This is a genomic window from Pseudomonas kielensis (assembly GCF_014236655.1).
In the GTDB taxonomy this organism is placed as follows: domain Bacteria; phylum Pseudomonadota; class Gammaproteobacteria; order Pseudomonadales; family Pseudomonadaceae; genus Aquipseudomonas; species Aquipseudomonas kielensis.
The window spans coordinates 125,656-149,157 of sequence record NZ_JACMYG010000010.1; the positions used below are offsets into that span (position 1 = coordinate 125,656).

Annotated in this window: 22 protein-coding genes; 13 read left to right on the forward strand and 9 right to left on the reverse strand. The window is 61.4% G+C overall.

Annotated elements, in window-relative coordinates:
• The first annotated feature begins 61 nt into the window (after positions 1-61).
• The 3 genes from H7995_RS12605 to H7995_RS12615 all read left to right on the forward strand — a co-directional run bounded on the left by H7995_RS12605 (position 62) and on the right by H7995_RS12615 (position 3,332).
• Positions 62-694: a LysE family transporter gene (locus H7995_RS12605; RefSeq protein WP_166589236.1), complete on the forward strand. Its 633-nt coding sequence runs from the start codon at positions 62-64 to the stop codon at positions 692-694.
• A gap of 147 nt (positions 695-841) precedes the next feature.
• The gene (locus H7995_RS12610) at positions 842-2,740 is read left to right on the forward strand and encodes a cytochrome c/FTR1 family iron permease (protein ID WP_182342822.1); all 1,899 of its coding nucleotides are present in this window, start codon (positions 842-844) and stop codon (positions 2,738-2,740) included.
• Positions 2,741-2,876: 136 nt separating this feature from the next.
• Positions 2,877-3,332, forward strand: coding sequence for a YaiI/YqxD family protein (locus H7995_RS12615; RefSeq protein WP_095164772.1), 456 nt, complete (start codon positions 2,877-2,879; stop codon positions 3,330-3,332).
• A 51-nt stretch (positions 3,333-3,383) separates the two neighbouring features.
• Here the strand turns inward: H7995_RS12615 and elbB are convergent, their stop codons facing one another.
• The gene (elbB, locus tag H7995_RS12620; RefSeq protein WP_166589234.1) at positions 3,384-4,052 is read right to left on the reverse strand and encodes an isoprenoid biosynthesis glyoxalase ElbB; all 669 of its coding nucleotides are present in this window, start codon (positions 4,050-4,052) and stop codon (positions 3,384-3,386) included.
• A 114-nt stretch (positions 4,053-4,166) separates the two neighbouring features.
• Between elbB and H7995_RS12625 the strand changes: the two genes are divergently transcribed.
• On the forward strand, positions 4,167-5,402 hold the full coding sequence (locus tag H7995_RS12625) for a sterol desaturase family protein (protein WP_185818444.1): 1,236 nt from the start codon (positions 4,167-4,169) through the stop codon (positions 5,400-5,402).
• Here H7995_RS12625 and H7995_RS12630 read toward each other — a convergent pair.
• The gene (locus tag H7995_RS12630; RefSeq protein ID WP_166589232.1) at positions 5,383-6,012 is read right to left on the reverse strand and encodes a DedA family protein; all 630 of its coding nucleotides are present in this window, start codon (positions 6,010-6,012) and stop codon (positions 5,383-5,385) included. The two genes, H7995_RS12625 and H7995_RS12630, sit on opposite strands and share 20 nt — an antisense overlap.
• Before the next feature lie 207 nt (positions 6,013-6,219).
• Here H7995_RS12630 and hemB point away from each other — a divergent pair, with 207 nt between their 5' ends.
• Positions 6,220-7,233: a porphobilinogen synthase gene (gene hemB / locus H7995_RS12635; protein ID WP_095164764.1), complete on the forward strand. Its 1,014-nt coding sequence runs from the start codon at positions 6,220-6,222 to the stop codon at positions 7,231-7,233.
• 18 nt (positions 7,234-7,251) lie between these two features.
• On the forward strand, positions 7,252-9,519 hold the full coding sequence (gene ppk1, locus H7995_RS12640; RefSeq protein WP_232534570.1) for a polyphosphate kinase 1: 2,268 nt from the start codon (positions 7,252-7,254) through the stop codon (positions 9,517-9,519).
• Positions 9,520-9,594: 75 nt separating this feature from the next.
• Here the strand turns inward: ppk1 and ppx are convergent, their stop codons facing one another.
• From ppx to H7995_RS12665, 5 genes are all read right to left on the reverse strand, one after another.
• Positions 9,595-11,097, reverse strand: a complete 1,503-nt coding sequence (gene ppx, locus H7995_RS12645; RefSeq protein ID WP_166589230.1) for an exopolyphosphatase — start codon at positions 11,095-11,097, stop codon at positions 9,595-9,597.
• A gap of 217 nt (positions 11,098-11,314) precedes the next feature.
• Positions 11,315-12,052: an amino acid ABC transporter ATP-binding protein gene (locus H7995_RS12650; RefSeq protein ID WP_166589229.1), complete on the reverse strand. Its 738-nt coding sequence runs from the start codon at positions 12,050-12,052 to the stop codon at positions 11,315-11,317.
• Positions 12,039-12,689 carry an amino acid ABC transporter permease gene (locus tag H7995_RS12655; protein ID WP_185818445.1) on the reverse strand — a complete coding sequence of 217 codons (651 nt, stop codon included), beginning with the start codon at positions 12,687-12,689 and terminating at the stop codon, positions 12,039-12,041. The genes H7995_RS12650 and H7995_RS12655 overlap by 14 nt, the downstream gene beginning before the upstream one ends.
• Positions 12,686-13,354, reverse strand: coding sequence for an amino acid ABC transporter permease (locus H7995_RS12660; RefSeq protein ID WP_166589227.1), 669 nt, complete (start codon positions 13,352-13,354; stop codon positions 12,686-12,688). Before H7995_RS12660 ends, H7995_RS12655 begins: the two co-directional genes overlap by 4 nt.
• Positions 13,355-13,376: 22 nt before the next feature.
• The gene (locus H7995_RS12665; protein ID WP_166589226.1) at positions 13,377-14,162 is read right to left on the reverse strand and encodes a transporter substrate-binding domain-containing protein; all 786 of its coding nucleotides are present in this window, start codon (positions 14,160-14,162) and stop codon (positions 13,377-13,379) included.
• Positions 14,163-14,418: 256 nt separating this feature from the next.
• Between H7995_RS12665 and H7995_RS12670 the strand changes: the two genes are divergently transcribed.
• From H7995_RS12670 to H7995_RS12690, 5 genes are all read left to right on the forward strand, one after another.
• Entirely contained in the window at positions 14,419-15,126 is a 708-nt protein-coding gene (locus H7995_RS12670) for a FadR/GntR family transcriptional regulator (RefSeq protein WP_166589225.1), read from the forward strand.
• A 120-nt stretch (positions 15,127-15,246) separates the two neighbouring features.
• Complete coding sequence (gene trxA, locus H7995_RS12675) at positions 15,247-15,576, forward strand: thioredoxin TrxA (protein WP_003206727.1); 330 nt, start codon at positions 15,247-15,249, stop codon at positions 15,574-15,576.
• A 247-nt stretch (positions 15,577-15,823) separates the two neighbouring features.
• Positions 15,824-17,083, forward strand: coding sequence for a transcription termination factor Rho (rho, locus tag H7995_RS12680; RefSeq protein WP_025216061.1), 1,260 nt, complete (start codon positions 15,824-15,826; stop codon positions 17,081-17,083).
• A 140-nt stretch (positions 17,084-17,223) separates the two neighbouring features.
• On the forward strand, positions 17,224-18,690 hold the full coding sequence (gene ubiD, locus H7995_RS12685; protein ID WP_166589224.1) for a 4-hydroxy-3-polyprenylbenzoate decarboxylase: 1,467 nt from the start codon (positions 17,224-17,226) through the stop codon (positions 18,688-18,690).
• Positions 18,690-19,658 carry a CDP-6-deoxy-delta-3,4-glucoseen reductase gene (locus tag H7995_RS12690; protein ID WP_166589223.1) on the forward strand — a complete coding sequence of 323 codons (969 nt, stop codon included), beginning with the start codon at positions 18,690-18,692 and terminating at the stop codon, positions 19,656-19,658. Before ubiD ends, H7995_RS12690 begins: the two co-directional genes overlap by 1 nt.
• Positions 19,659-19,751: 93 nt before the next feature.
• Here H7995_RS12690 and H7995_RS12695 read toward each other — a convergent pair whose 3' ends face one another.
• The gene (locus H7995_RS12695) at positions 19,752-20,231 is read right to left on the reverse strand and encodes a sn-glycerol-3-phosphate transporter (protein WP_166589222.1); all 480 of its coding nucleotides are present in this window, start codon (positions 20,229-20,231) and stop codon (positions 19,752-19,754) included.
• A 331-nt stretch (positions 20,232-20,562) separates the two neighbouring features.
• On the opposite strand from H7995_RS12695, the gene H7995_RS12700 reads away from it, so the two are divergent.
• The gene (locus tag H7995_RS12700; protein WP_185818446.1) at positions 20,563-21,231 is read left to right on the forward strand and encodes a gamma-glutamylcyclotransferase; all 669 of its coding nucleotides are present in this window, start codon (positions 20,563-20,565) and stop codon (positions 21,229-21,231) included.
• Here H7995_RS12700 and glpT read toward each other — a convergent pair.
• Positions 21,207-22,556 carry a glycerol-3-phosphate transporter gene (glpT, locus tag H7995_RS12705; RefSeq protein ID WP_166589220.1) on the reverse strand — a complete coding sequence of 450 codons (1,350 nt, stop codon included), beginning with the start codon at positions 22,554-22,556 and terminating at the stop codon, positions 21,207-21,209. The genes H7995_RS12700 and glpT overlap by 25 nt on opposite strands.
• Positions 22,557-22,880: 324 nt before the next feature.
• Between glpT and H7995_RS12710 the strand changes: the two genes are divergently transcribed.
• A complete protein-coding gene (locus H7995_RS12710) occupies positions 22,881-23,489 on the forward strand; it encodes an energy transducer TonB (protein WP_166589219.1) in 609 nt (202 codons plus the stop codon).
• The last annotated feature ends 13 nt before the right edge of the window (positions 23,490-23,502 follow it).

The following is a 23,502-nucleotide window of genomic DNA, read 5'->3' on the forward strand; positions in this document are numbered from 1 at the left end:
GTCATTCACCGGCTGGCGCATTAGCTTAGACGCCTGACAAGCGTTTGAGTCGAGGTGTGCGATGGTGCTAGAAACATGGCTGGCGTTTTTTGCCGCGTGCTGGGTAATCAGTCTTTCTCCGGGCGCTGGCGCTATCGCGTCGATGTCCAGCGGTTTGCGCTACGGGTTCTGGCGCGGTTACTGGAATGCCCTGGGCCTGCAACTGGGCCTGGCCTTGCAGATCGCGATCGTCGCGGCCGGGGTCGGGGCGATCCTGGCGACCTCAGCCACTGCGTTTTATGCGATCAAATGGTTTGGTGTGGCCTACCTGGTGTTTCTCGCCGTCAAGCAATGGCAAGCGCTGCCCAGCGACCTGAACGATGAGGCGGCAGTCCGCCCGATCGGCAAGCCCCTGGCGCTGGTGTTTCGCGGTTTCCTGGTCAACATCAGCAACCCCAAGGCGCTGGTGTTCATGCTGGCGGTACTGCCACAGTTCATCGACCCGCACGCCCCGCTCGTGGCGCAGTACCTGATCCTGGGTGCGACGATGATCTGCGTTGACCTGGTGGTGATGGCCGGCTACACCGGCCTCGCGTCCAAGGTGCTGCGCCTGCTGCGTACGCCTAAACAACAGAAGCGCATGAACCGTACCTTTGCCGGTTTGTTCATCGGTGCCGCAGCGTTTATGGCGACCCTGCGTAAAGCCGTGGTGTAGGCCTTCCGCCACCTGGCAAGGCGACCCCGAGGGGTCGCCTTTTTCATTTCTGCGCGGGATAAAATCGCACACAGCACGACAAAGCTTGAATGAAACTCATTCGAAGTGAACAATGTGTAACTTCGTATTTCCAATTGAGATTCATTCATGACTGCCCCGTCCCGTTTTCTGGCCTGGCTGGTGCTCCCGTGGTTAACGCTGTGCAGCTTCAATCTGCTGGCCGACACCGTGGACGGTGCTCCCCAAGCCCTGCATGTACTTGACTACATTGGCGCCGACTACCCGGCGACGGTCGAGGCAGGCAAGGTGATTGATAGCGCCGAGTACCAGGAGCAGCTTGAGTTCCTGCGAGCGCTGCAAGCCTCTATCGCCGCGCTGCCGGCCAAGCCGCAGAAGGCGGAGCTGGAGCAGGGCGTGCTGGCACTGAACAAGGCGGTCGCCGAGCGCCAGGACGGTGCCAGTGTCGCCCGCCAGGCGCGGCAACTGGGTGCGAAGCTGGCAGTGGCCTACGAGGTCAGCCAGGCGCCGATCATTACCCCTGACCCCGTGCGCGGTGCGCCGTTGTACGCCCAGCATTGCTCGGTGTGCCACGGCGCCAATGGTGCTGGCGATGGCCCCGCAGGGGTCGGCCTGGAGCCTGCGCCCGCGAACCTGCGGGACAGGTCGCGCCAGGACCGTCTGAGCCTCTACGCGATCTACAGCACCCTTGGGCAGGGCATCGAAGGCACCGACATGCCGTCGTTCGCCGATCAGCTGGACGAGCGTCAGCGCTGGGACCTGGCGACTTACATCGCCAGTTTCAGCGTCGACCCGGCGGCGGTGAAAAACCAACAGACCTACAACCTGGCGGATCTGGCGCGCCAGACTCCAGCCGAAGTGCTGGCAGCCAACGGTCCTGAAGCGGCGGCCACCTTTCGCGCGCAACGGGCCCAGCCTCCGCAAGTCAAGCGTGGCCCGGGGCAGTTGCTCGACTACACCGCCGCGACCCTGGACAAGAGCATCGCCGCCTACCGTGCCGGCGACCACGACCAGGCCTACGACCTGTCGGTGGCGGCCTACCTGGAAGGGTTCGAACTGGTCGAGAGCTCCCTGGATAACGTCGACGCCACTGTGCGCAAAGACACCGAAAAGTCGCTGATGGCCTACCGTCAGTCACTGCAGGACGGCTTGCCGGTGGAGCAGGCCCAGCAGCGCCTGGACACCGCCAAAGCCAAGCTCAAGGAGTCCGCCAGCCGGCTGGGCAGTGATGGCTTGAGCTGGTCGCTGAGTTACCTCTCCGGCCTGTTGATCCTGTTGCGCGAGGGTCTGGAAGCAATCCTGGTGCTGGCGGCGATCCTGGCGTTCCTGCGTAACACAGGCCAGCAATCGGCGGTGCGCAGCGTCAACGTCGGCTGGGGCCTGGCCTTGTTGGCTGGCCTTGCCACCTGGGCGTTGGCCGCCTATGTGATCGATGTCAGTGGTGCCCAGCGCGAATTGCTCGAAGGGGCGACCGCGCTGTTTGCCAGCGTCATGGTGCTGTGGTTGGGGGTCTGGATGCACGACCGTCGCCATGCGGCGGCCTGGCAGGATTACATCAAGAGCAGCCTGGTGGGCGGAGGCGGGCGTTTCGGTTTTGCGATCCTGGCGTTTTTCTCGGTGTACCGCGAGCTGTTCGAAGTGATCCTGTTCTACGAAACCCTGTGGCTGCAAGCCGGTCCGGCCGGGCATAACGCGGTGCTGGCGGGCGGTGCAACCGCGCTGGTGCTGTTGATTGGCCTGGCCTGGGTGATTTTGCGCGGCTCGGCAAAGCTGCCTCTGGCGCTGTTCTTCGGCATCAATGCCGGCCTGCTGTGCGCCTTGTCGGTGGTGTTTGCCGGGCATGGCGTGAAAGCCTTGCAGGAGGCCGGGATCTTTGGCACGCGTCCGGTGCCATTCTTCGACTTCGATTGGCTGGGGATTCACGCTGACGCTTACTCGCTCGGCGCCCAGGCGGTGGCGATCCTGGCGATTGCCGTGCTGTACAGCCGCAGTCGTATGGCCGAGAAGCGGCGAGTGCCGGTTTCGTAACCAGCATTCGCTTCGCTCACAATCGCGGGCAAGTCGAATCGTCGCACCGCCGCTCCCACAAATTTAGCGTTAACCTTGTGGGGGCAGCGGGGCGACGATTCGACTGCCCGCGATGCTTTTAACAGAGGAAAACACGATGCGTGTCTGGATCGATGCCGACGCCTGCCCCAGGGCGGCGAAGGATCTGGTAGTGAAGTTTGCCCTCAAGCGTCAGTTCGAGGTGCTGCTGGTGGCGGGGCAGCCGCAGACCAAGCCGGGCCTGGCACTGGTCAAGTTGATCGTGGTGCCCAGTGGCCCGGATGCGGCGGACGACTACCTGGTTGAGCACGCCGTACCTGGCGAGTTGGTGATCTGCAGCGATGTGCCGCTGGCCGACCGCCTGGTGAAAAAGGGCGTTGCCGCGTTGGACCCGCGTGGCAAGGAGTTCGATGCGCAGAACATGGGCGACCGCCTGGCGGTGCGCAACCTGTTCACCGACTTGCGTGAGCAGGGGCAGATGAGTGGCGGTCCGGCGCCGTTCGGCGAACGGGAAAAACAGGCGTTTGCCAATGCACTGGACCGTATCCTGACCCGGCTCAGCCGCCAGGCCTGAGCGTTGCCACCCAGGCCCTCTGCGCTGGCCAGCCAGCGCCTGCGGGGCAGGTCAGGCGTCGTTTTCGTGGGTCAGTTCGAGCACCCGGTCCACCAGCTTGTTGATGCCTGAAGCCACTTCGCTGATCGACTGCGCCAGCATGTAGGCCGGGGTGCTCACCAGTTTGCGTGCCTTGTCTTCGACGATGTCGGTGACGGCGCAGTCGGTATGGGTGGCGCCCATTTTGGTCAGCGCGGCGGCGGTATCGGCGTCGTTGCCAATGGTGCAGGTGACGCCGGGGCCGTAGATCTTCGCCGCCAGCGCTGGGGAAATACAGATCAGGCCCACGGGCTTGCCGGCTTCGGCAAAGGCTTCGGCCAGGGCCAGGACTTCCGGCTGCAGGCTGCAACCCGCGCCTTCGAGAGCAAAGTTGGAGAGGTTCTTGGCGGCACCGAAGCCCCCGGGAACGATCAGCGCGTCGAAGTCCTCGGCGTTGGCGTCACGCAGGTCCTTGACCTGGCCGCGGGCGATGCGGGCCGACTCCACCAGCACATTGCGCGACTCGGGCATTTCTTCGCCGCTCAGGTGGTTGATCACATGCAACTGGGTGATGTTCGGGGCGAAGCACTGCACTTGTGCGCCGCGCTGGTCCAGGCGCAGCAGGGTAATCACGCTTTCGTGGATCTCGGCGCCGTCATAGACGCCACAGCCGGAAAGTATCACTGCAACTTTTTTGCTCATGGGTTCTTCTCCAGGTTCATGGCGCTAAATGTCCACTAATTTGTCGCTCGTTGCCATAGGGTTGCTGCGCGTCCGGGCCTAATCTCAGGGCAACCACTGCTCACGGGTCGCGTCATGAATTTCATTTTGTATGCGGTGCCGTTTTTCTTCGTGCTGATTGCCATCGAGTTGCTGGCCGACCGTTGGCGTGGCGTCAGTCATTACCGCCTGGCGGACGCGATCAACAGCCTCAGCACGGGCGTGTTGTCGACCACCACCGGGTTGCTGACCAAGGGCGTGGGCCTGCTGACCTACGCCTTTGCCCTCGAGCACCTGGCGCTGTTCGAGCTGTCGGCCGACAACCCATGGACCTGGGTGTCGGCCTTTGTCCTCTATGACTTTTGCTACTACTGGCTGCATCGCTGTGGCCACGAGCGCAACATCCTCTGGGCGGCACATTCGGTGCACCATCAAAGCGAGGACTACAACCTGTCCACGGCGCTGCGCCAGACCAGCACCGGGTTCCTGCTGGGCTGGATCTTCTATCTGCCGCTGGCGGTGCTCGGCGTGCCCCTGCTGGTGTTTGTCAGTGTCGCGGCGCTGAACCTGCTGTACCAGTTCTGGGTCCACACCCGGCACATTCCCAAGCTGGGCTGGTTCGAGTGGTTCTTCATTACCCCATCCAATCATCGGGTTCACCATGCACAGAACGCTCTCTACATGGATCGCAACTACGGCGGGGTGTTCATTATTTGGGACCGACTGTTTGGCTCCTATCAGGAGGAAGACGACAACGAGCCGGTGATTTTTGGCGTGACCACGCCGCTGGCCAGTTGGAATCCGTTGTGGGCCAATGTGCAGTTCTACGCGCAGTTGTGGGCCGATGCGCGGCGCGCCGAGCGGCGGTGGGACAAGCTGCGGATCTGGTTCATGCGCACCGGCTGGCGGCCGGCGGACGTCGCCGCCAAGTACCCGCTGTCCAAGCCGCAGTTGAGCCAGTTCCGCAAGTTCGAGGTGCCATTGGGCAGGCGCCAGCAACTGTACATAGCCTTGCAGTTCTGCCTGTACGTTGCCTTGGGCAGTTACCTGCTGGGCCGCGAGCAACAACTGCCAGGCAGCGCATTGCTGCTGGGCTGGGCCGCGCTGGCGTTCGGTCTGTATGTGCTGGGTATGGCCCTGGAGAATCGCCCGCAGGCGGTCAGGCTGGAACTGCTGCGGCTGCTATCGAACCTGCCGCTGGTGTGGCTGGCACCGCTGGTGGGGCTATGGCCGGCCAGCCATCTGGTCTGGGTCGGCCTGTGCGCTTACAGCGTGCTGAGTGTGATTGCGCTCTACGGTTGCCGAAGGTCTTTCACTCGGCTGGCGTCTTAGGCTCGTTCTTGGCCTTTTCGGCGATCAAGGCCTGCTCGTCGGCATAGATCTGGCGGGCCAGGCGCGCGTTCTTGAAACGTCGACGCAGCCACAGGACCACGCCCAGCACCAGCAGGGCGCCAAGTACCCATAGCTCGTACTTCTTGACGCTGCCCAACATGCCTTCGAGCACGGCGCCAAAATGATAGGCGGCTGCCGCCAGCGCAGTGGCCCAGATCGCCGCGCCAATGCCGTTGAGGATCAGGTAGCGTCCCGGCGGGTATCCCGACAGGCCGATGGCCACCGGCATCACCGTGCGCAAGCCGTAGACGAAACGAAAGCTCAGGACCCAGATGTCCGGGTGCTTGCGGATATGCTCCAGCGCCCGGTCGCCCATCATTTGCCAGCGTGGCTTGCGCGCCAGCAGCTTGCGCCCGTGCTTGCGTCCCAGGAAGTACCACAGCTGGTCACCGGCATAGCTGCCGAGGAACGCGACGACCACCACCACATTGATGTCCATGTATCCGCGGAACGCGAGGAATCCCGCAAGAACCAGGATGGTTTCGCCTTCGAAGAACGTGCCTAGAAAGAGGGCAAAGTAGCCAAAATCATGCAGGAATTGTTGGAGCATTGTCTGGGTGCTGGCGAAATGAACGCGCAGCCTAACCCTTCGGGCCCATGGAGGAAAGTATCCAAATGTGTCTCGACGTGAACTATTCCTACAAGGACAATGAATGCGGCTACCGGTCACAGGGGTGCACACAACTGTCATACGACGGTCATAATGAGTGCTTATAACTGTCACGCTCGCCCGCCAGCGCGGGCTCAGGAGTCTGCCGTGAGCTTTACCCCCGCCAACCGTTTGTTTCCTGCAACCCGCCTGCGACGCAACCGTCGTGATGATTTTTCGCGCCGTCTGGTGCGGGAAAATGTCCTGACCAGCAACGACCTGATTTTGCCGGTGTTTGTGCTGGACGGTGAGAACCGTCGCGAAGCGGTGGCCTCGATGCCGGGCGTGGAGCGCCTGACCATTGACCTGTTGCTCGAAGAAGCGGCCCAGTGGGTCGAGCTGGGCATCCCGGCCATTGCGCTGTTCCCGGTGACCCCGAGCGAGCTCAAGTCCCTGGACGCCGCCGAGGCCTGGAACCCGGACGGCATCGCCCAGCGCGCCACCCGCGCCCTGCGTGCACGCTTCCCGGAGCTGGGGGTAATCACGGATGTCGCGCTGGACCCGTTCACCACCCACGGCCAGGACGGTATCCTCGATGAGGAAGGCTACGTGCAGAACGACATCACCGTCGATGCACTGGTCCGCCAGGCCTTGTCCCATGCCGCTGCGGGCGCCCAGGTGGTGGCCCCCTCGGACATGATGGATGGGCGAATCCAGGCAATCCGCGAGGCGCTGGAGCTGGCCGGTCATGTCAACGTGCGGATCATGGCCTACTCGGCCAAGTACGCCAGTGCCTACTACGGCCCGTTCCGCGATGCGGTCGGTTCGGCCCTGAACCTGGGCAAGGCGAACAAGGCGTCCTACCAGATGGACCCGGCCAACGGCAACGAAGCCTTGCATGAAGTGGCTAGCGACTTGTCAGAAGGTGCGGATATGGTCATGGTCAAGCCAGGCATGCCGTACCTGGATATTCTTTATCGGGTCAAAGAAGAATTTAAAGTGCCGACCTTTGTCTATCAGGTCAGCGGTGAATACGCCATGCACATGGCGGCAATCCAGAATGGCTGGTTGAGCGAGGGGGTGATTCTTGAATCCCTGACCGCTTTCAAACGCGCCGGTGCTGATGGCATCCTCACTTACTTTGCCGTACGTGCCGCTCAATTGTTACGAGAGCAAAAATAGCCCTCCCAGGAACACGCGATGAATACCGAAGGACTCACTGAAGTTGCTGTAAACGAAGCTCAGCCCGTGGTCGAGCCCGTCGTTGAATCCACCCCCGAAGCGCTGCCGGAACTTGAGCCGGTCCCGGTCCCGGTCCCGGCCCCGGTCGCGGCGGCACCGGTGGCGGTCGCCGACACCGCCCCTGCGGCACCGGCCATCGCGATCCCGGGCCTGGATGACAGCAGCCTGTACATCCATCGCGAGCTGTCGCAACTGCAGTTCAACATCCGCGTGCTGGAACAGGCGCTGGACGAGTCCTATCCCTTGCTGGAGCGGCTGAAGTTCCTGCTGATCTTCTCCAGCAACCTGGATGAGTTCTTCGAGATTCGTGTCGCCGGGCTGAAGAAGCAGATCACCTTCGCCCGTGAACAAGCCGGTGCCGACGGCCTGCAGCCGCATCAGGCGCTGGCGCGCATCAGCGAACTGGTGCACGGCCACGTCGATCGCCAGTACGCCATCCTCAATGACATCCTGTTGCCGGAGCTGGAGAAACATCAGGTCCGCTTCATCCGTCGGCGTCACTGGAACACCAAGATCAAGACCTGGGTGCGCCGCTATTTCCGCGACGAGATCGCGCCGATCATCACCCCGATCGGCCTCGATCCGACGCACCCGTTCCCATTGCTGGTGAACAAGAGCCTGAACTTCATCGTCGAGCTCGAGGGTATCGACGCCTTCGGTCGCGACTCCGGCCTGGCGATCATCCCGGCGCCACGCTTGCTGCCGCGGGTCATCAAACTGCCGGAAGAAGTGGGCGGCACGGGCGACAACTATGTGTTCCTGTCGTCGATGATCCACGCGCACGCCGACGACCTGTTCCAGGGTATGAAGGTCAAGGGCTGCTACCAGTTCCGCCTGACTCGCAACGCCGACCTGTCGGTCGACACCGAAGATGTCGAAGACCTGGCCCGCGCTCTGCGCGGTGAGCTGTTCTCGCGGCGCTACGGTGATGCGGTGCGCCTGGAGGTGGCCGATACCTGCCCGAAACACCTGTCCGACTACCTGCTCAAGCAGTTCAACCTGCACGAGACCGAGTTGTATCAGGTCAACGGCCCGGTCAACCTGACGCGCCTGTTCAGCATCACCGGCCTGGACAGTCATCCCGAGCTGCAATACATGCCGTTCACCCCGCAGATCCCGAAACTGCTCCAGAACAGCGAGAACATTTTCAGCGTGATCAGCAAGCAGGACATTCTGCTGCTGCACCCCTTCGAGTCGTTTACGCCGGTGGTCGATCTGCTGCGCCAGGCCGCCAAGGACCCACATGTGCTGGCGGTCCGCCAGACGCTGTACCGTTCCGGCGCCAACTCGGAAATCGTCGATGCCCTGGTCGACGCCGCGCGCAACGGCAAGGAAGTCACGGCCGTGATCGAACTGCGCGCGCGCTTTGATGAAGAGTCCAACCTGCAACTGGCCAGCCGCTTGCAGGCTGCCGGTGCGGTGGTGATCTACGGGGTGGTCGGCTTCAAGACCCACGCCAAGATGATGCTGATCCTGCGTCGCGAGGCCGGCGAGATCGTCCGCTACGCGCACTTGGGTACCGGTAACTACCACGCCGCCAACGCCCGTCTGTACACCGACTACAGCTTGCTGACGTCCGACGATGCCTTGTGCGAAGACGTCGGCAAACTGTTCAGCCAGTTGATCGGCATGGGCAAGACGCTGCGCATGAAGAAGCTGTTGCACGCGCCGTTTACCCTGAAGAAGGGCATGCTCGACATGATTGCCCGCGAAACCCAGTTTGCGCTCGACGGCAAGCCGGCACACATCATCGCCAAGTTCAACTCGCTGACCGATCCGAAGATCATTCGCGCGCTGTACAAGGCCAGCCAGTCCGGGGTGCGCATCGACCTGGTGGTGCGTGGCATGTGCTGCCTGCGGCCAGGCATCGCCGGGGTCTCGCACAATATTCACGTGCGTTCGATCATCGGTCGCTTCCTTGAGCACACACGGGTGTTCTACTTCCTCAATGGCGGCGAGGAGCAGATGTTCCTGTCCAGTGCCGACTGGATGGAGCGCAACCTGGATAAACGGGTCGAGACCTGCTTCCCGGTGGAAGGCAAGAAGCTGCTGACCCGGGTCAAGAAAGAGCTGGAGCTGTACCTCAGCGACAACACCCACAGCTGGAGCCTGCAGTCGGACGGTCGGTACATCCGCAACACCCCGACCGGCAACCAGAACCCGCGCAGTGCGCAGGCGACGTTGCTCGAGCGCCTGGGCAGCCCGATCCTGCCGGTCAGCAGTTGATCTGCAGCTAGCAGGCAAAAAAATGGCGATCCCTGGGGATCGCCATTTTTGTTTGTGCAGCGCTCAGGCCACGGGTCAGCGCACGTTGAGGGTGAACCCGATCCGCGCCAGCCACTCGGCCTCCAGGGCGAAGTCGGCCTGGGTCAGTTGATTGTCGTCCAGCCACTTTTCCGGGAACAGCACATCCAGGCTGTCGCCGTTGGCGTGCAGGGTGACCTGGGGCATCGTCTGGGTGCCACGGATGTGATGGAACAGGATCGCGAAGCGCAGCAGCACGCACAAGCGGATCAGCTTGATGCCTTCGTCGCCGAACTCGGCAAACTTGTCCTTGGGAATGTTGCGGCGGTGGCCGCGCACCAGCAGCGCCAGCATCAACTGGTCCTCGCGGGAGAAACCGGCGAGGTCGGAGTGCTCGATCAGGTAGGCGCCGTGCTTGTGGTAATGGTAGTGGGCGATATCCAGGCCAACTTCATGGACCTTGGCGGCCCAGCCCAGCAGCTCGCGCCACACACCGTCATCCAGCTCCCAGTCCACCGCCACCTGGTCGAACGCGTGCAGGGCCTTGCGTTCAACCCGGGCGGCTTGTTCCAGGTCGACGTGGTAGCGGTCCATCAGCGAGCTCAGGGTGCGCTCACGGACGTCTTCGTGGTGATGGCGGCCCAGCAGGTCGTACAGCACACCTTCGCGCAGGGCGCCGTCGCAATGGTCCATGCGCTGCAGTTCAAGGGCATCGAAAATGGCTTCGAGAATCGCCAGGCCGGCCGGGAAGATCGCCCGGCGGTCAGGCTTGATGCCTTCAAAGTCGATTTTCTCGACGTCGCCCAGCTTGAACAGCTTGCGCTTGAGCCAGGCCAGGCCTTCGGCATTGACCTCGCCCGTGCCATGACCGCCGGCCTTGAGGGCCAGGCCGATGGCGCGGATGGTGCCCGAGGAGCCGATCGCCTCATCCCAGGTCAGGCGGTGCAGGGCGTGTTCGATGCTCATGATCTCCAGGCGCGCTGCGGTGTATGCCTGGGCGTAGCGTGCCGGGGTGATCTTGCCGTCCTTGAAGTAGCGCTGGGTGAAGCTCACGCAGCCCATTTGCAGGCTTTCGCGCAGCAGCGGCTCAAAGCGCTGGCCAATGATGAATTCGGTACTGCCGCCACCAATGTCGGCGACCAGGCGCTTGCCCGGGGTGTCGGCGAGGGTGTGGGAGACGCCCAGGTAAATCAGGCGCGCCTCTTCACGGCCGGAGATGACTTCGACCGGGTGGCCGAGGATTTCTTCGGCGCGGCGGATGAATTCGCCACGGTTGCGCGCCTCACGCAGGGCGTTGGTGCCGACGATCCGCACCGCGCCCAAAGGCATGCCGTTGATCAGTTGGGCAAATCGCTTGAGGCAATCGAGCCCGCGCTGCATGGATTCTTCATTGAGCTGGCGGGCCTCGTCGATCCCGGCCGCCAGTTGCACCTTTTCGCCAAGCCGCTCGAGAATGCGGATCTCATTGTGGTGAGCCTTGGCCACGACCATATGAAAGCTGTTCGAGCCCAGGTCGATAGCGGCGATCAGGGACAGATTCTTGGCTTGGGATTGGGGCATGGTCTAGAGGTCTCGGTCGATAACCCGACCATCGTGCCACGATCAATCGCTGCCGCCAACGCGCAGTGTTCAAAGCCTTGATCCAGTGCAGGAAAACCGCTGACTGCTGCGCGGTCAATCGCGGGCAAGCCCGCTCCCACCTGTGGGTTTCCATGTTGCCATTCACTGAGGGAGCGGGCTTGCCTGCGAAGACGGGCTGACTGACGCTGAAGAACGGTCAGCCCGCCGCCTCGACGGTCCCGATGAAATTCGCCAGCTCCGCCGTCTGCGGTTGGGCAAACAGCGTCTTTGGATAGCCCACTTCATGCACTTTGCCCTGGTGCATGAACACCAACTTGTCCCCCACCTCCCGGGCGAAGCGCATTTCGTGGGTGACCATGATCAGTGTCATGCCTTCCTTGGCCAGTTGCCGGACCACGCTCAGCACTTCGTTGACCAGTTCCGGGTCCAGGGCCGAGGTGATCTCGTCACACAGCAACACCTTCGGCGACATCGCCAGCGCCCGGGCAATGGCTACCCGCTGCTGCTGTCCACCGGACAGGCGATCCGGGAAAGCATCGAACTTCTCACCCAGCCCGACCCGCTCGAGCATCTGGCGCGCCAGTTCGGCGGCCTTGGCTTTGGGTACTTTTTGCACCACTTGTGGCGCGAGCATCACGTTCTCGCCCACCGTCAGGTGCGGGAACAGGTTGAACTGCTGAAACACCATCCCGACCTTCTGCCGCAGGCTGCGCAGGTCGGCGCGGGCTGCGTCCAGGTATTCGCCATCGACTTCGATGACCCCATCGTTGATCGACTCCAGGCCGTTAAGCGTGCGCAACAACGTGGATTTACCCGAGCCACTGCGGCCGATGATTGCTACCACCTGGCCTTCCTCGATGCTCAGGTCGATGCCTTTGAGCACATGGTGATCGCCGTAGTATTTATGCAGGGCGGAAATTCTAAGCAGAGGCATGCAGTCTCCTTTCCAGGTAGCGCGCGCTGAGCGACAAGGGGTAGCAGAGCAGGAAGTAGCCGAGGGCAACGAGGCCGTAGACCATGAAGGGTTCAAACGTAGCGTTGGCGAGCATGCCGCCGCTCTTCGTCAGTTCGGTGAAGCCGATGATCGACGTCACAGCAGTGCCTTTGACCACTTGCACCGAAAAGCCCACGGTCGGCGCCACGCCGATGCGCAGTGCCTGCGGCAGAATCACATAGCGCAATTGTTCCAACGGGGTGAGCGCCAGGCTCGACGAGGCTTCCCACTGGCCATTGGGGATCGAGTCGACGCAACCGCGCCAGATCTCCGCCAGATAGGCGCTGGTGAACAGCGTCAGGGCGACCGCAGCGGCCATCCACGGGGAAATATCCACGCCAGCCAATGCCACCCCGAAAAACACCAGAAACAGCTGCATCAGCAACGGTGTGCCCTGGAACAGCTCGATGTAGGTCCGCGCGACGCTGCGCAGCAGGGGTTTGCTGGAGATGCGCAGCACCATGACCAGCAGGCCGATGATGCCGCCGCCGATAAACGCCACCAGAGACAGCAACAGCGTCCATTGCAGGCCCGTGAGCAGGTTGCGCACGATGTCCCAGAAAGTGAAGTCGCTCATCGGCTGCTCCTCGAAATGTAACGTGTCCCGATCCAGTTCAGCAGTTGGCGGATCAACAAGGCCATGCACAAATACAGCAGCGTGGTCAGGGCGTAGGTCTCAAAGGCGCGGAAGTTGCGAGACTGAATGAAGTTGGCGGCGAAGGTCAGCTCCTCGGTGGCGATCTGTGAACACACCGCCGAACCCAGCATGACGATGATGATCTGGCTGCTCAGGGCGGGCCAGACCTTGCCCAGTGCCGGCAGCAATACAACATGGCGGAACGCCTCGAAGCGCGTCATCGCCAACGCGGCGGCGGCTTCCAGTTGACCGCGGGGGATCGCTTGAATGCCGGCGCGGATGATCTCGGTCGAATAGGCGCCGAGGTTGATCACCATCGCCAGCACCGCCGCCTGCCATTCGGATATCTGTACGCCCAGGGACGGCAGGCCGAAGAAGATGAAAAACAACTGCACCAGAAACGGTGTGTTGCGGATCAATTCGACGTAGACCGCGAAAATCCCGGAAAACGGACGAATGTTCCACGCCCGCACCAACGCCCCGATGATGCCCAGCCCGACGCCGAGCACCGCGCCGATGGCCGTCAGCTCAAGGGTGAACAACGCACCGCGCAACAACAGATCGGTGTTGGTTATCACCGGCAAAAAATCGAACTGATAAGCCATAACGTGTCTCCTGCGCGCCGGATCAGAGGTCGGCCGGCAGCGGTTCTTTGAGCCAGGTCAGGGCATTCTTTTGCAGTGCGCCATCACCCTTGGCGGTGATCAGGATCTGATTGACCTTGTCCAGCAGCGCCGGCTCGTTCTTGTTCACGCCTACGTAGACGGGTGAGTCCTTGAGTTTCACTTTCAGTGCCGGCACGCGTTTCGGGCTTTTTTCGCTGATTGCCACCATCACCACGTTGCCGCTGGCGATCAGGTCGACTTGCCCTGCCAGGTAGGCGGCGATGGTCGAGTTGTTGTCTTCGAAGCGCTTGATGGTCGCGCCTGGCGGGGCAACTTTAGTCAGCTCGATGTCTTCGATGGCGCCACGGGTGACGCTGATGGTTTTGCCTTTGAGGTCGTCCAGGCCCTTGATGTCGGCGTCTGGCGGGCCGAACACGGCGAGGTAGAACGGCGCGTAGGCGCGGGAAAAATCGATGACCTTCTCACGCTCCGGGTTCTTGCCCAGGCTGGAGATCACCAGGTCGACTTTGCCAGTGGTCAGGAATGGAATGCGGTTGGTGCTGTTGACCGGGGTCAGTTCGAGTTTGACGTTGAGCTGCTCGGCCAGCAGTTTCGCGGTGTCGATGTCCAGGCCGCGCGGCTTCATGTCCGGCCCGACCGAACCGAAGGGTGGGAAGTCCTGTGGCACGGCCACCTTGAGGATGCCGCGCTTGACCACATCTTCCAGGCCGTCGGCGTGGGCGGGTGCCTGGATCAGCATCAGGCTGGTGAACAAGGCTGCGAGGAGGGCGCTGTAACGCTGGATCATGGCAAATCTCCGACTCTTCGATTAGTGATTTCTGCGGATCGACAGAGCACGGGACATGCCAACATGGGGTTTCGGGGTGGCCAGGGCACGGTTTTACTGGCGTTGAACGGTCTTACTGGTCTGAACAGTCAGGTTGGATTTCGCACCCCGATAGCGCATCCGTGGAACTCGACGAACCCCCATGGGGCGCGACTTGCCGGGCGCCTCGAATAGCTTTACAACTGGGCGCACATTGGCCTGGTTTGTATGGAAAACCATGAATTCGATCTCCCGCGCCGTACCCGAAGTGGCGCTCCAAGCGATCCGCAAACTGATCACCGAGCAGGGCTTCAAGCCGGGGGAGGCGCTGCCCTCGCAACGAGACCTGGCGCTGCGGTTGGGGGTCAGTCGGGCGTCGCTGCGCGAGGCGTTGTCATCGCTGAGTGCGCTGGGAGTCATCAGCATCCAGCCAGGCAAAGGTGTGTTCGTGCAGTCGCCGCAGGCGTTGCCGCGGGGTGACTCGGCGCCGGCCTGGCCATTCGCGGCGCAGGCGTCGCCGCTGGATATCTTCCAGCTGCGTTATGCGCTGGAAGGGTTTTCTGCAGGGTTGGCGGCCGTGACCTTGAGCACCGAGGCGCTTGATGCGCTGGAAGACAACGTTGCCGCCATGCGCATTGAACTCAAGTGCGGTGACTTCGAGGCCGCCGCGCGGCTGGATTTCGAATTTCACCGCAGCATTCTGCTGGCCAGCGGCAATCAGGCGATGCTGAGCATTCTGACCGCCAGTGCCGATATCTTCCTCGAGAGCCAGAAGCTACCGTTCATCCGGGCCGAGCGGGCCATGGAAACCTGGCAGGAGCACCGCAAAATCCTTCGCGCACTGGCTCGCCGAGCGTCAGGCGCGGCACAGAGGGCGATGCACGAACACGTGCGCAACGCCGCGCTACGCACCGGAATCGCTTTCGTCGCTCCCGCCACCGCCTGACTTGAGCTATACCCAAACTCACGCAACACCATAGCGAGACTCAATCAACTGCGGCTTCCTGAACGAGGGAAGGGCGGCTATGATGGGCCACGTTTTTTTGCTTACAACCTGGAGACTTCCATGAGCAGCGATCTTATCAAACACGTTAGCGACGCTAGCTTCGAAGCTGACGTACTCAAGGCCGAAGGTGCTGTACTGGTCGACTACTGGGCTGAGTGGTGCGGTCCATGCAAAATGATCGCTCCGGTCCTGGACGAAATCGCTGAGACCTACAAAGGCAAGCTGACCGTTGCCAAGCTGAACATCGACGAAAACCAGGAAACCCCGGCCAAGCACGGCGTGCGTGGTATCCCGACGCTGATGCTGTTCAAGAACGGCAACGTCGAAGCCACCAAGGTCGGTGCGCTGTCGAAGTCGCAACTGGCTGCCTTCCTCGACGCCAACATCTAAGCGTCGTTGCCTGCAGCACCGAAAAGCCCCGCAAATTGCGGGGCTTTTCGTTATAGAGGGCTAGACGCTCCGAAACTCAGGTGGTACATTCGGCCCCGCACTGGTTTCTCCATTGCCCCCTGCTAGCCGTCGCCGACGCACTCCTTTTCGAATAAGTACGCGATCCTGTCGCCTTCTCTGCGGCGCGGCCTCATTAAGCCAAAAGCTTAATTTCCCCCCCCTCCATAAATGATTACGTCATTCCTATATGAATCTGACTGAACTCAAGCAAAAGCCGATTACCGAACTGCTCGAATTGGCCGAACAGATGGGCATAGAAAATATGGCCCGTTCGCGCAAGCAGGACGTGATTTTCTCCCTGCTGAAAAAGCACGCGAAAAGCGGCGAGGAAATCTCCGGTGATGGCGTGCTGGAGATCCTCCAGGACGGCTTCGGCTTCCTGCGCTCTGCAGACGCTTCCTATCTCGCCGGCCCAGACGATATCTACGTCTCGCCGAGCCAGATCCGCCGTTTCAACTTGCGCACCGGTGACACCATCGTTGGCAAGATCCGCCCTCCAAAGGAAGGCGAGCGTTACTTCGCACTGCTCAAGGTCGACACGATCAACTTCGATCGTCCGGAGAACGCGAAGAACAAGATTCTCTTCGAGAACCTGACCCCGCTGTTCCCGACCGTGCGCATGAAGATGGAAGCCGGCAACGGTTCCACCGAAGACTTGACCGGTCGTGTCATCGACCTGTGCGCCCCGATCGGCAAAGGCCAGCGCGGTCTGATCGTTGCACCGCCCAAAGCCGGTAAGACGATCATGCTGCAAAACATCGCAGCGAACATCGCCCGTAACAACCCGGAAGTTCATCTGATCGTGCTGCTGATCGACGAGCGTCCGGAAGAAGTAACCGAAATGCAGCGCACCGTGCGCGGCGAAGTGGTTGCCTCGACGTTCGACGAGCCGCCAACCCGCCACGTGCAGGTTGCCGAAATGGTCATCGAGAAGGCCAAGCGCCTGGTTGAACACAAGAAAGACGTGGTCATCCTGCTCGACTCCATCACCCGTCTGGCACGTGCCTACAACACCGTGATCCCGAGCTCCGGCAAGGTTCTGACCGGTGGTGTCGATGCCCACGCCCTGGAGAAACCAAAACGTTTCTTCGGCGCGGCACGGAACATCGAAGAAGGCGGTTCGCTGACCATCATCGCCACCGCGCTGGTTGAAACCGGCTCGAAGATGGACGAAGTGATCTACGAAGAGTTCAAGGGTACCGGCAACATGGAACTGCCCCTGGACCGCAAAATCGCTGAAAAACGCGTCTTCCCGGCGATCAACATCAACCGTTCCGGCACCCGCCGCGAAGAGTTGCTGACTGCCGACGACGAGTTGCAGCGCATGTGGATCCTGCGCAAGCTCCTGCATCCAATGGATGAAGTGGCTGCCATCGAGTTCCTGGTCGACAAGCTGAAACAGACCAAGACCAACGATGAGTTCTTCCTGTCGATGAAACGCAAGTAAGTCGAGCGGGACCGCAAGAGCCGGGGAAACCCGGCTTTTTGCTATCTGACTTTTCATGATCTGAGCTGTCACTATTTTGAACCGTCGGGTTCGGCGCTAAACTCATGCCCCCGAACGCCACGGCCAAGCGAGGCTAACGCATGCAGTATCGCGACTTGCGCGACTTTATCAGCGGCCTGGAACAGCGCGGCGAACTCAAGCGCATCCAGGTTCCAGTGTCCCCTGTGCTGGAAATGACCGAGGTTTGCGATCGCACTCTGCGGGCCAAGGGGCCGGCGCTGCTGTTCGAAAACCCCACCGGCTACGACATCCCGGTGCTCGGCAACCTGTTTGGCACGCCTGAGCGCGTGGCCCTGGGCATGGGCGCCGAAGCGGTCAGCGAATTGCGAGAAATCGGCAAGCTGCTGGCCTTCCTCAAGGAGCCGGAGCCGCCGAAGGGGCTCAAGGACGCCTGGTCCAAGCTGCCGATCTTCCGCAAGATCATTGCCATGGCGCCCAAGGTGGTCAAGGACGCGGTGTGCCAGGAAGTGGTCATCGAGGGCGACGACGTCGACCTGGCGATGCTGCCCGTGCAGACCTGCTGGCCGGGCGATGTCGGCCCGCTCATCACCTGGGGCCTGACGGTCACCAAGGGGCCGAACAAGGACCGCCAGAACCTGGGCATCTATCGCCAGCAAGTGATTGGCCGCAACAAGGTCATCATGCGCTGGCTGAGCCACCGTGGCGGCGCGCTGGACTACCGCGAATGGTGCGAGAAGCACCCGGGCCAGCCGTTCCCGGTGTCCGTGGCCCTGGGGGCCGACCCTGCGACCATTCTCGGCGCGGTGACGCCCGTGCCGGACAGCCTGTCCGAGTACGCGTTCGCCGGGCTGCTGCGCGGTAACCGCACCGAACTGGTGAAGTGCCGTGGCAACGACCTGCAAGTACCGGCCACGGCTGAAATCATCCTCGAAGGCGTGATCCATCCGGGTGAAATGGCCGACGAAGGTCCCTATGGCGATCACACCGGCTATTACAACGAAGTCGACAGCTTCCCGGTGTTCACGGTCGAGCGCATCACCCACCGCATCAAGCCGATCTACCACAGCACCTACACCGGCCGGCCGCCAGATGAGCCGGCGATTCTCGGCGTGGCGCTCAATGAAGTGTTCGTGCCGATCCTGCAAAAGCAGTTCCCGGAGATCACCGACTTCTACCTGCCGCCCGAAGGCTGCTCGTACCGTATGGCGGTGGTGACCATGAAGAAGCAGTACCCGGGCCACGCCAAGCGGGTAATGTTGGGTGTCTGGTCGTTTTTGCGACAGTTCATGTACACCAAGTTCGTTATCGTCACTGACGACGATATCAACGCCCGCGACTGGAACGACGTGATCTGGGCCATCACCACGCGCATGGACCCCAAGCGCGATACGGTGATGATCGACAACACGCCGATCGACTACCTGGACTTCGCCTCGCCGGTTTCCGGCCTGGGCTCGAAGATGGGGCTCGATGCCACGCATAAATGGCCGGGTGAAACCACCCGCGAGTGGGGCCGGGTTATCGTCAAGGATGAGGCGGTGACGCGCCGGATCGATGCCATCTGGAATCAGTTAGGAATAGATTGATGCGTGTAACCTTGCAGCCGTCCGGAGCAGTGCTTGAGATACTGCCCGGCGAGCGGATTCTCGATGGGGCGCGGCGCCTGGGCTACGACTGCCCACAAAGCTGCCGCAACGGCAATTGCCACGTGTGCGCGGCGCTGCTGGTCGAAGGCCGGGTCGAGCAGGCCGCAGAGGTGCGCGACCACGGCGAGTTCTACACTTGCATAGCAGCGCCGCTGGAAGACTGCATCGTATTGTGGGATGGCGTCCTAGCGCTGGGAGAACTGCCGGTGCGCAGCGTGTCGTGTCAGGTGATTGAGTGCGTGGACGTGGGTGGCGATACCTGGCGGATACGCTTGCGCGCGCCAGCAGGCAAGCCGCCGCGCTATCACGCCGGCCAGTACCTGATGATCGAACGGGAAAACGGTGAAAAGTCGGCGTTTTCCCTGGCCTCGGCGCCCCATTCGGGGCGTGACCTGGAAATCCACGTGCTGGCCCGCGAAGCCAGTGCCCTGAGCCTGATCGAGCAGTTGCAGCGCAACCGCATGGCCAGGGTCGAGCTGCCATTCGGCGATACCCACCTGGCTGAGTTGCCGGAGGGGCCGCTGGTGCTGATTGCGGCCGGTACCGGCATGGGTCAGATCCACAGCCTGCTGGAACACTGCCGGGCCAAGGGCTTCAAGTACCCGGTGCACCTGTACTGGGGCGTGCGCCGCCCGGAAGACTTCTACCAGATGGAACATTGGGACGAGTGGCTGAAGTTGCCCAACCTGTTCCTGCACCAGGTGGTCAGCGACCTGTGTGGCTGGGAAGGGCGTTGCGGCATGTTGCATGAAGCGGTCTGCCAGGACTTCCCCGACCTCAAGCCCCTGCATGTCTACGCCAGCGGTTCGCCGGCGATGGTCTATGGCACGTTGGACGCTTTGGTCGAAGCCGGCATGGACGCCCACCAAATGCGCGCCGACGTATTTGCATACGCGCCTCGCTCTTGAGCCACGCTCTTGAGCCTCTATCTTGATCCTCGCTCTTGATCCTCGACCTTGATCCGCAATCGCGGATCAAGGTCTTCCCCACAATCCCCCCGTCTAAAACCGCACCCCCGTGGTCACCATCGCCGCGTTGAAACCGAGCAGAATCAGCTCGGCGGCGACCGGTCCGTAATAGGTTCCAAGCGATGGGATGACGACCGGTGCAATGCCGTAGCGATTGAGCGGGATTTTGTTCTGGTACTTGCCGTGATAGCCCTCCAGTAATCCGCCCGTGAGCTTTACATAAAGGGGATAGTCCGCACTGGCATAACGGCGACCGCCGTAGGCGTAATAAGCCCGCTGGTCGAATGAATTGAGAAAGGTTGCCCCACCCAACAGCCAGCCAGAAGTGTCGTGGTACTCCAGGCCAATCAACTGCTGGTGATTATTGTGCTCGGGGTCGGGGGAGAAGTGTCGGGTATACACACTGGTTTGCAGGTACCACGGCCCTTGGCCCGTGGGTTGCGGGACTTCCTGCCCCCACGCCAGGGCAGTTTGAGTGAATGCCAGAAGCAGGCAGATCCAGGTTGTGTTCATCGTTCGCTCCCTGGGTGCGGTTGGACTTGCACGGCAGCAGGCCTTTATACCGGGTCGCTCCTGTAACCAGGCTGAACACGTTGCCGGGGGCGTGGCAAAGGTCGTGTTATGGGCAGCGCGAGCATTGGCTCGAATCGCTTATGGTTAGCTCATAACGATATTTAAGATCACTTCCAAATGGCGTTAGGCTATATACCCGCCAATATTTAACTTTGTTGTTCGGGAAAGTGCTGAGTTCTTAGTGCTTTGCGCGTTGTATTTACAGTTTTACCTTCAGTTGAGCTAAAGTTAATTACATCTTGCAACATGTGTGGGGGCGATCGTTTTTATCATGACAGCCATTGAATCCGACATTCTCGATCTGGCTTACCCTCCGCGACTTGATCTGGGTGCGCAATTGACGCGCGAGCAGCTGTTGCACTCGATGCACTCCACCATGGCCCTGCACAAAGGTGGGCCGGTCTGGTTGTTCGCCTATGGCTCGTTGATCTGGCGTCCCGAGTGCACCGCCGTCGAGCGGGTGCGCGGTCGCGTGCATGGCTACCATCGTGGTCTGTACCTGTGGTCCCACGAACACCGGGGCACGCCGGAGTTGCCAGGGCTGGTGTTTGGTCTGGATCGCGGCGGTTCCTGCAGTGGTTTTGCCTACCGCTTGCCCGAGGAGAAACTGGAAGCGTCGTTGTACGCCTTGTGGCAACGCGAAATGCCGGTCCCTTCGTACCGTCCGCACTGGCTCAACTGCCGTCTGGAAGATGGCAGCAAGGTTCAGGCATTGGGTTTTGTCCTGGAGCGGCACCTGCCCAGCTATGCCGGCAACTTGCCGGACCATGTGCTCAGCCAGGTCTTTGAAAGTGCCAGCGGACGCTACGGCAGCACGCGCGAATATGTTGAGCAGACCGTCAGCGCCCTGCGTAGCCACGCCATGCCAGACCGGAATCTGGAGGCGCGGCTCAAGCGTTGCGACTCATCCAGGGATCAGGCGATAGCTTCGCGGCCCTGACTGGCGATTTGCTTGTGGCGCAGGGTGGGCGCCAGGAATGCCATGGCCAGCAGGCATGCCCCAATCAACAGCACAAACCCGCCATCCCAACCGAAGTGGTCCACGGTGTAGCCCATGGCCGCACTGGCTGCGACCGAGCCCCCCAGGTAACCGAACAGGCCGGTGAAACCCGCCGCCGTACCCGCGGCTTTTTTCGGTGCCAGCTCCAGCGCCTGCAGGCCGATCAGCATCACCGGGCCGTAGATCAGGAAGCCGATGGACACCAGGGCGATCATGTCGACGGTCGGGTTGCCGGCCGGGTTCAGCCAGTACACCAGGGTCGCCACGGTCACCAGCGCCATGAACACCATGCCGGTCAGGCCACGGTTGCCACGGAATACCTTGTCCGATAGCCAGCCACACAGCAGGGTCCCCGGAATACCGGCCCACTCGTAGAGGAAGTAGGCCCAGGAGGTCTTGTCGACGGTGAAGTGCTTGGCTTCCTTGAGGTAAGTCGGAGCCCAGTCCAGCACGCCGTAGCGCAGCAGGTAGACGAACACGTTGGCGAGGGCGATGTACCAGAGCATTTTGTTGCGCAGCACGTATTTGACGAAGATTTCCTTGGCGCTGAATTCTTCTTCGTGGCTGGCATCGTAGCCGTGGGGGTAGTCGTTCTTGTACCGCTCGATGGGCGGCAAGCCTACGGACTGCGGGGTGTCGCGCATCACGACGAAGGCAAACACCGCCACCAGCAGGGCCACGGCAGCGGGCACATAGAATGCCGCGTGCCAGTCGTTGAACAGGCCCATGCCGAGCAGGAATAACGGGCCGATCAGGCCGCCGCCGACGTTATGCGCGACGTTCCACACCGACACCACGCCGCCGCGCTCCTTCTGCGACCACCAGTGCACCATGGTCCGCCCGCTCGGCGGCCAGCCCATGCCCTGAGCCCAGCCGTTGATGAACAAAAGGATGAACATCATGGTCACGCTGGACGTGGCCCAGGGTGCGAAACCGAACACGAACATCACCCCGGCCGACACCAGCAGGCCGAATGGCAGGAAGTAACGCGGGTTGGAGCGGTCGGACACCAGGCCCATCAGGAACTTGGACAGGCCATAGGCAATCGCAATCGCCGACATCGCCAGGCCGAGCTGGCCCCGGGTGTAGCCTTCTTCGATCAGGTAGGGCATGGCCAGGGAGAAGTTTTTGCGCAGCAGGTAGTAGCCTGCATAGCCAATGAAAATCCCGGCGAAAATCTGCCAGCGCAAGCGCCGGTAAGTGCTGTCAACGTCTTCTTCAGGCAAGGGGGCCTGATGGGCGGCAGGGCGAAAAAAAGCAAACATTCAAGAGCTCCAAATTTCTTGTTTTGACTGCGGATGCGAATGTTACAGTTTCGTTACCGAAAATAGCACTGCATCTCATCCGCAAAACAGTCGCAAACGAACAAAGTCGCGTGTTCTTTTATGAACATGTCGCTCAGATATAACTGAAGGGCGGTGTAGGAGATTTCTCCGGAGCTGAACGCCGGCGGTCGCCTGGTAAAAAACAGCAATGATTTGGGAGACTTCCTGCGAGTCGGTCGGAAGTCGGGGGATGGGGCCTCAGAACCCTTCGCCGTAACCTTTTGCGCAGGTGCCAACGCTGGCACGGAAATCGCGGAGGGTGACATGCGTTGGTTGGGTTTGCTTTTGATCTGGTGTATTTCGAGTGACGTTTTGGCCGGGGAGTTGTTCCTGATTCCAGAGGACACGCCCAAACCGGTCTATCCCCGGGCGTTGCATAGGGCGGGGATCAGCGGTGAGGTACGGGTTGGTTTTACGGTGCAGGCCGATGGTTCGGTGGACCGGGTCAGGATTCTCCAAAGCGTTCACCCGGATCTGAGCGCGGTCAGTAAAAAAGCGATCGAGCAGTGGCGCTTCAAGCCCTGGACGGTGAGCAAGGAGAAGCCGGCTGAACTGGAAATCATCGCGCCGATGCAGTTCCATCTGGATGACCCGACCGGCCTCAACCAATGGCTCAAAGAGGTGAAATGCCGAGAGATCAACCCGGATTTCGCCCGTACCGCCGATTACCAGTGGGTCGACCTCGCCGCGTTCCGATACACCCGGGCGTATCTGTCGAGTGGCTTTTTCCAGCATCAATGGACGACACAAGAGCGCCTGGCCATGATCGCCAGGCTGAACAAGCAAGCGCACATGATCGCCAGGCGCTGCCTGGACTACCCCGCATCGAGGTTCGTGCGGTTTCTGCCGGAGGAGATTCGCAAGGTGCTTTAGCCGGTGGGCACTG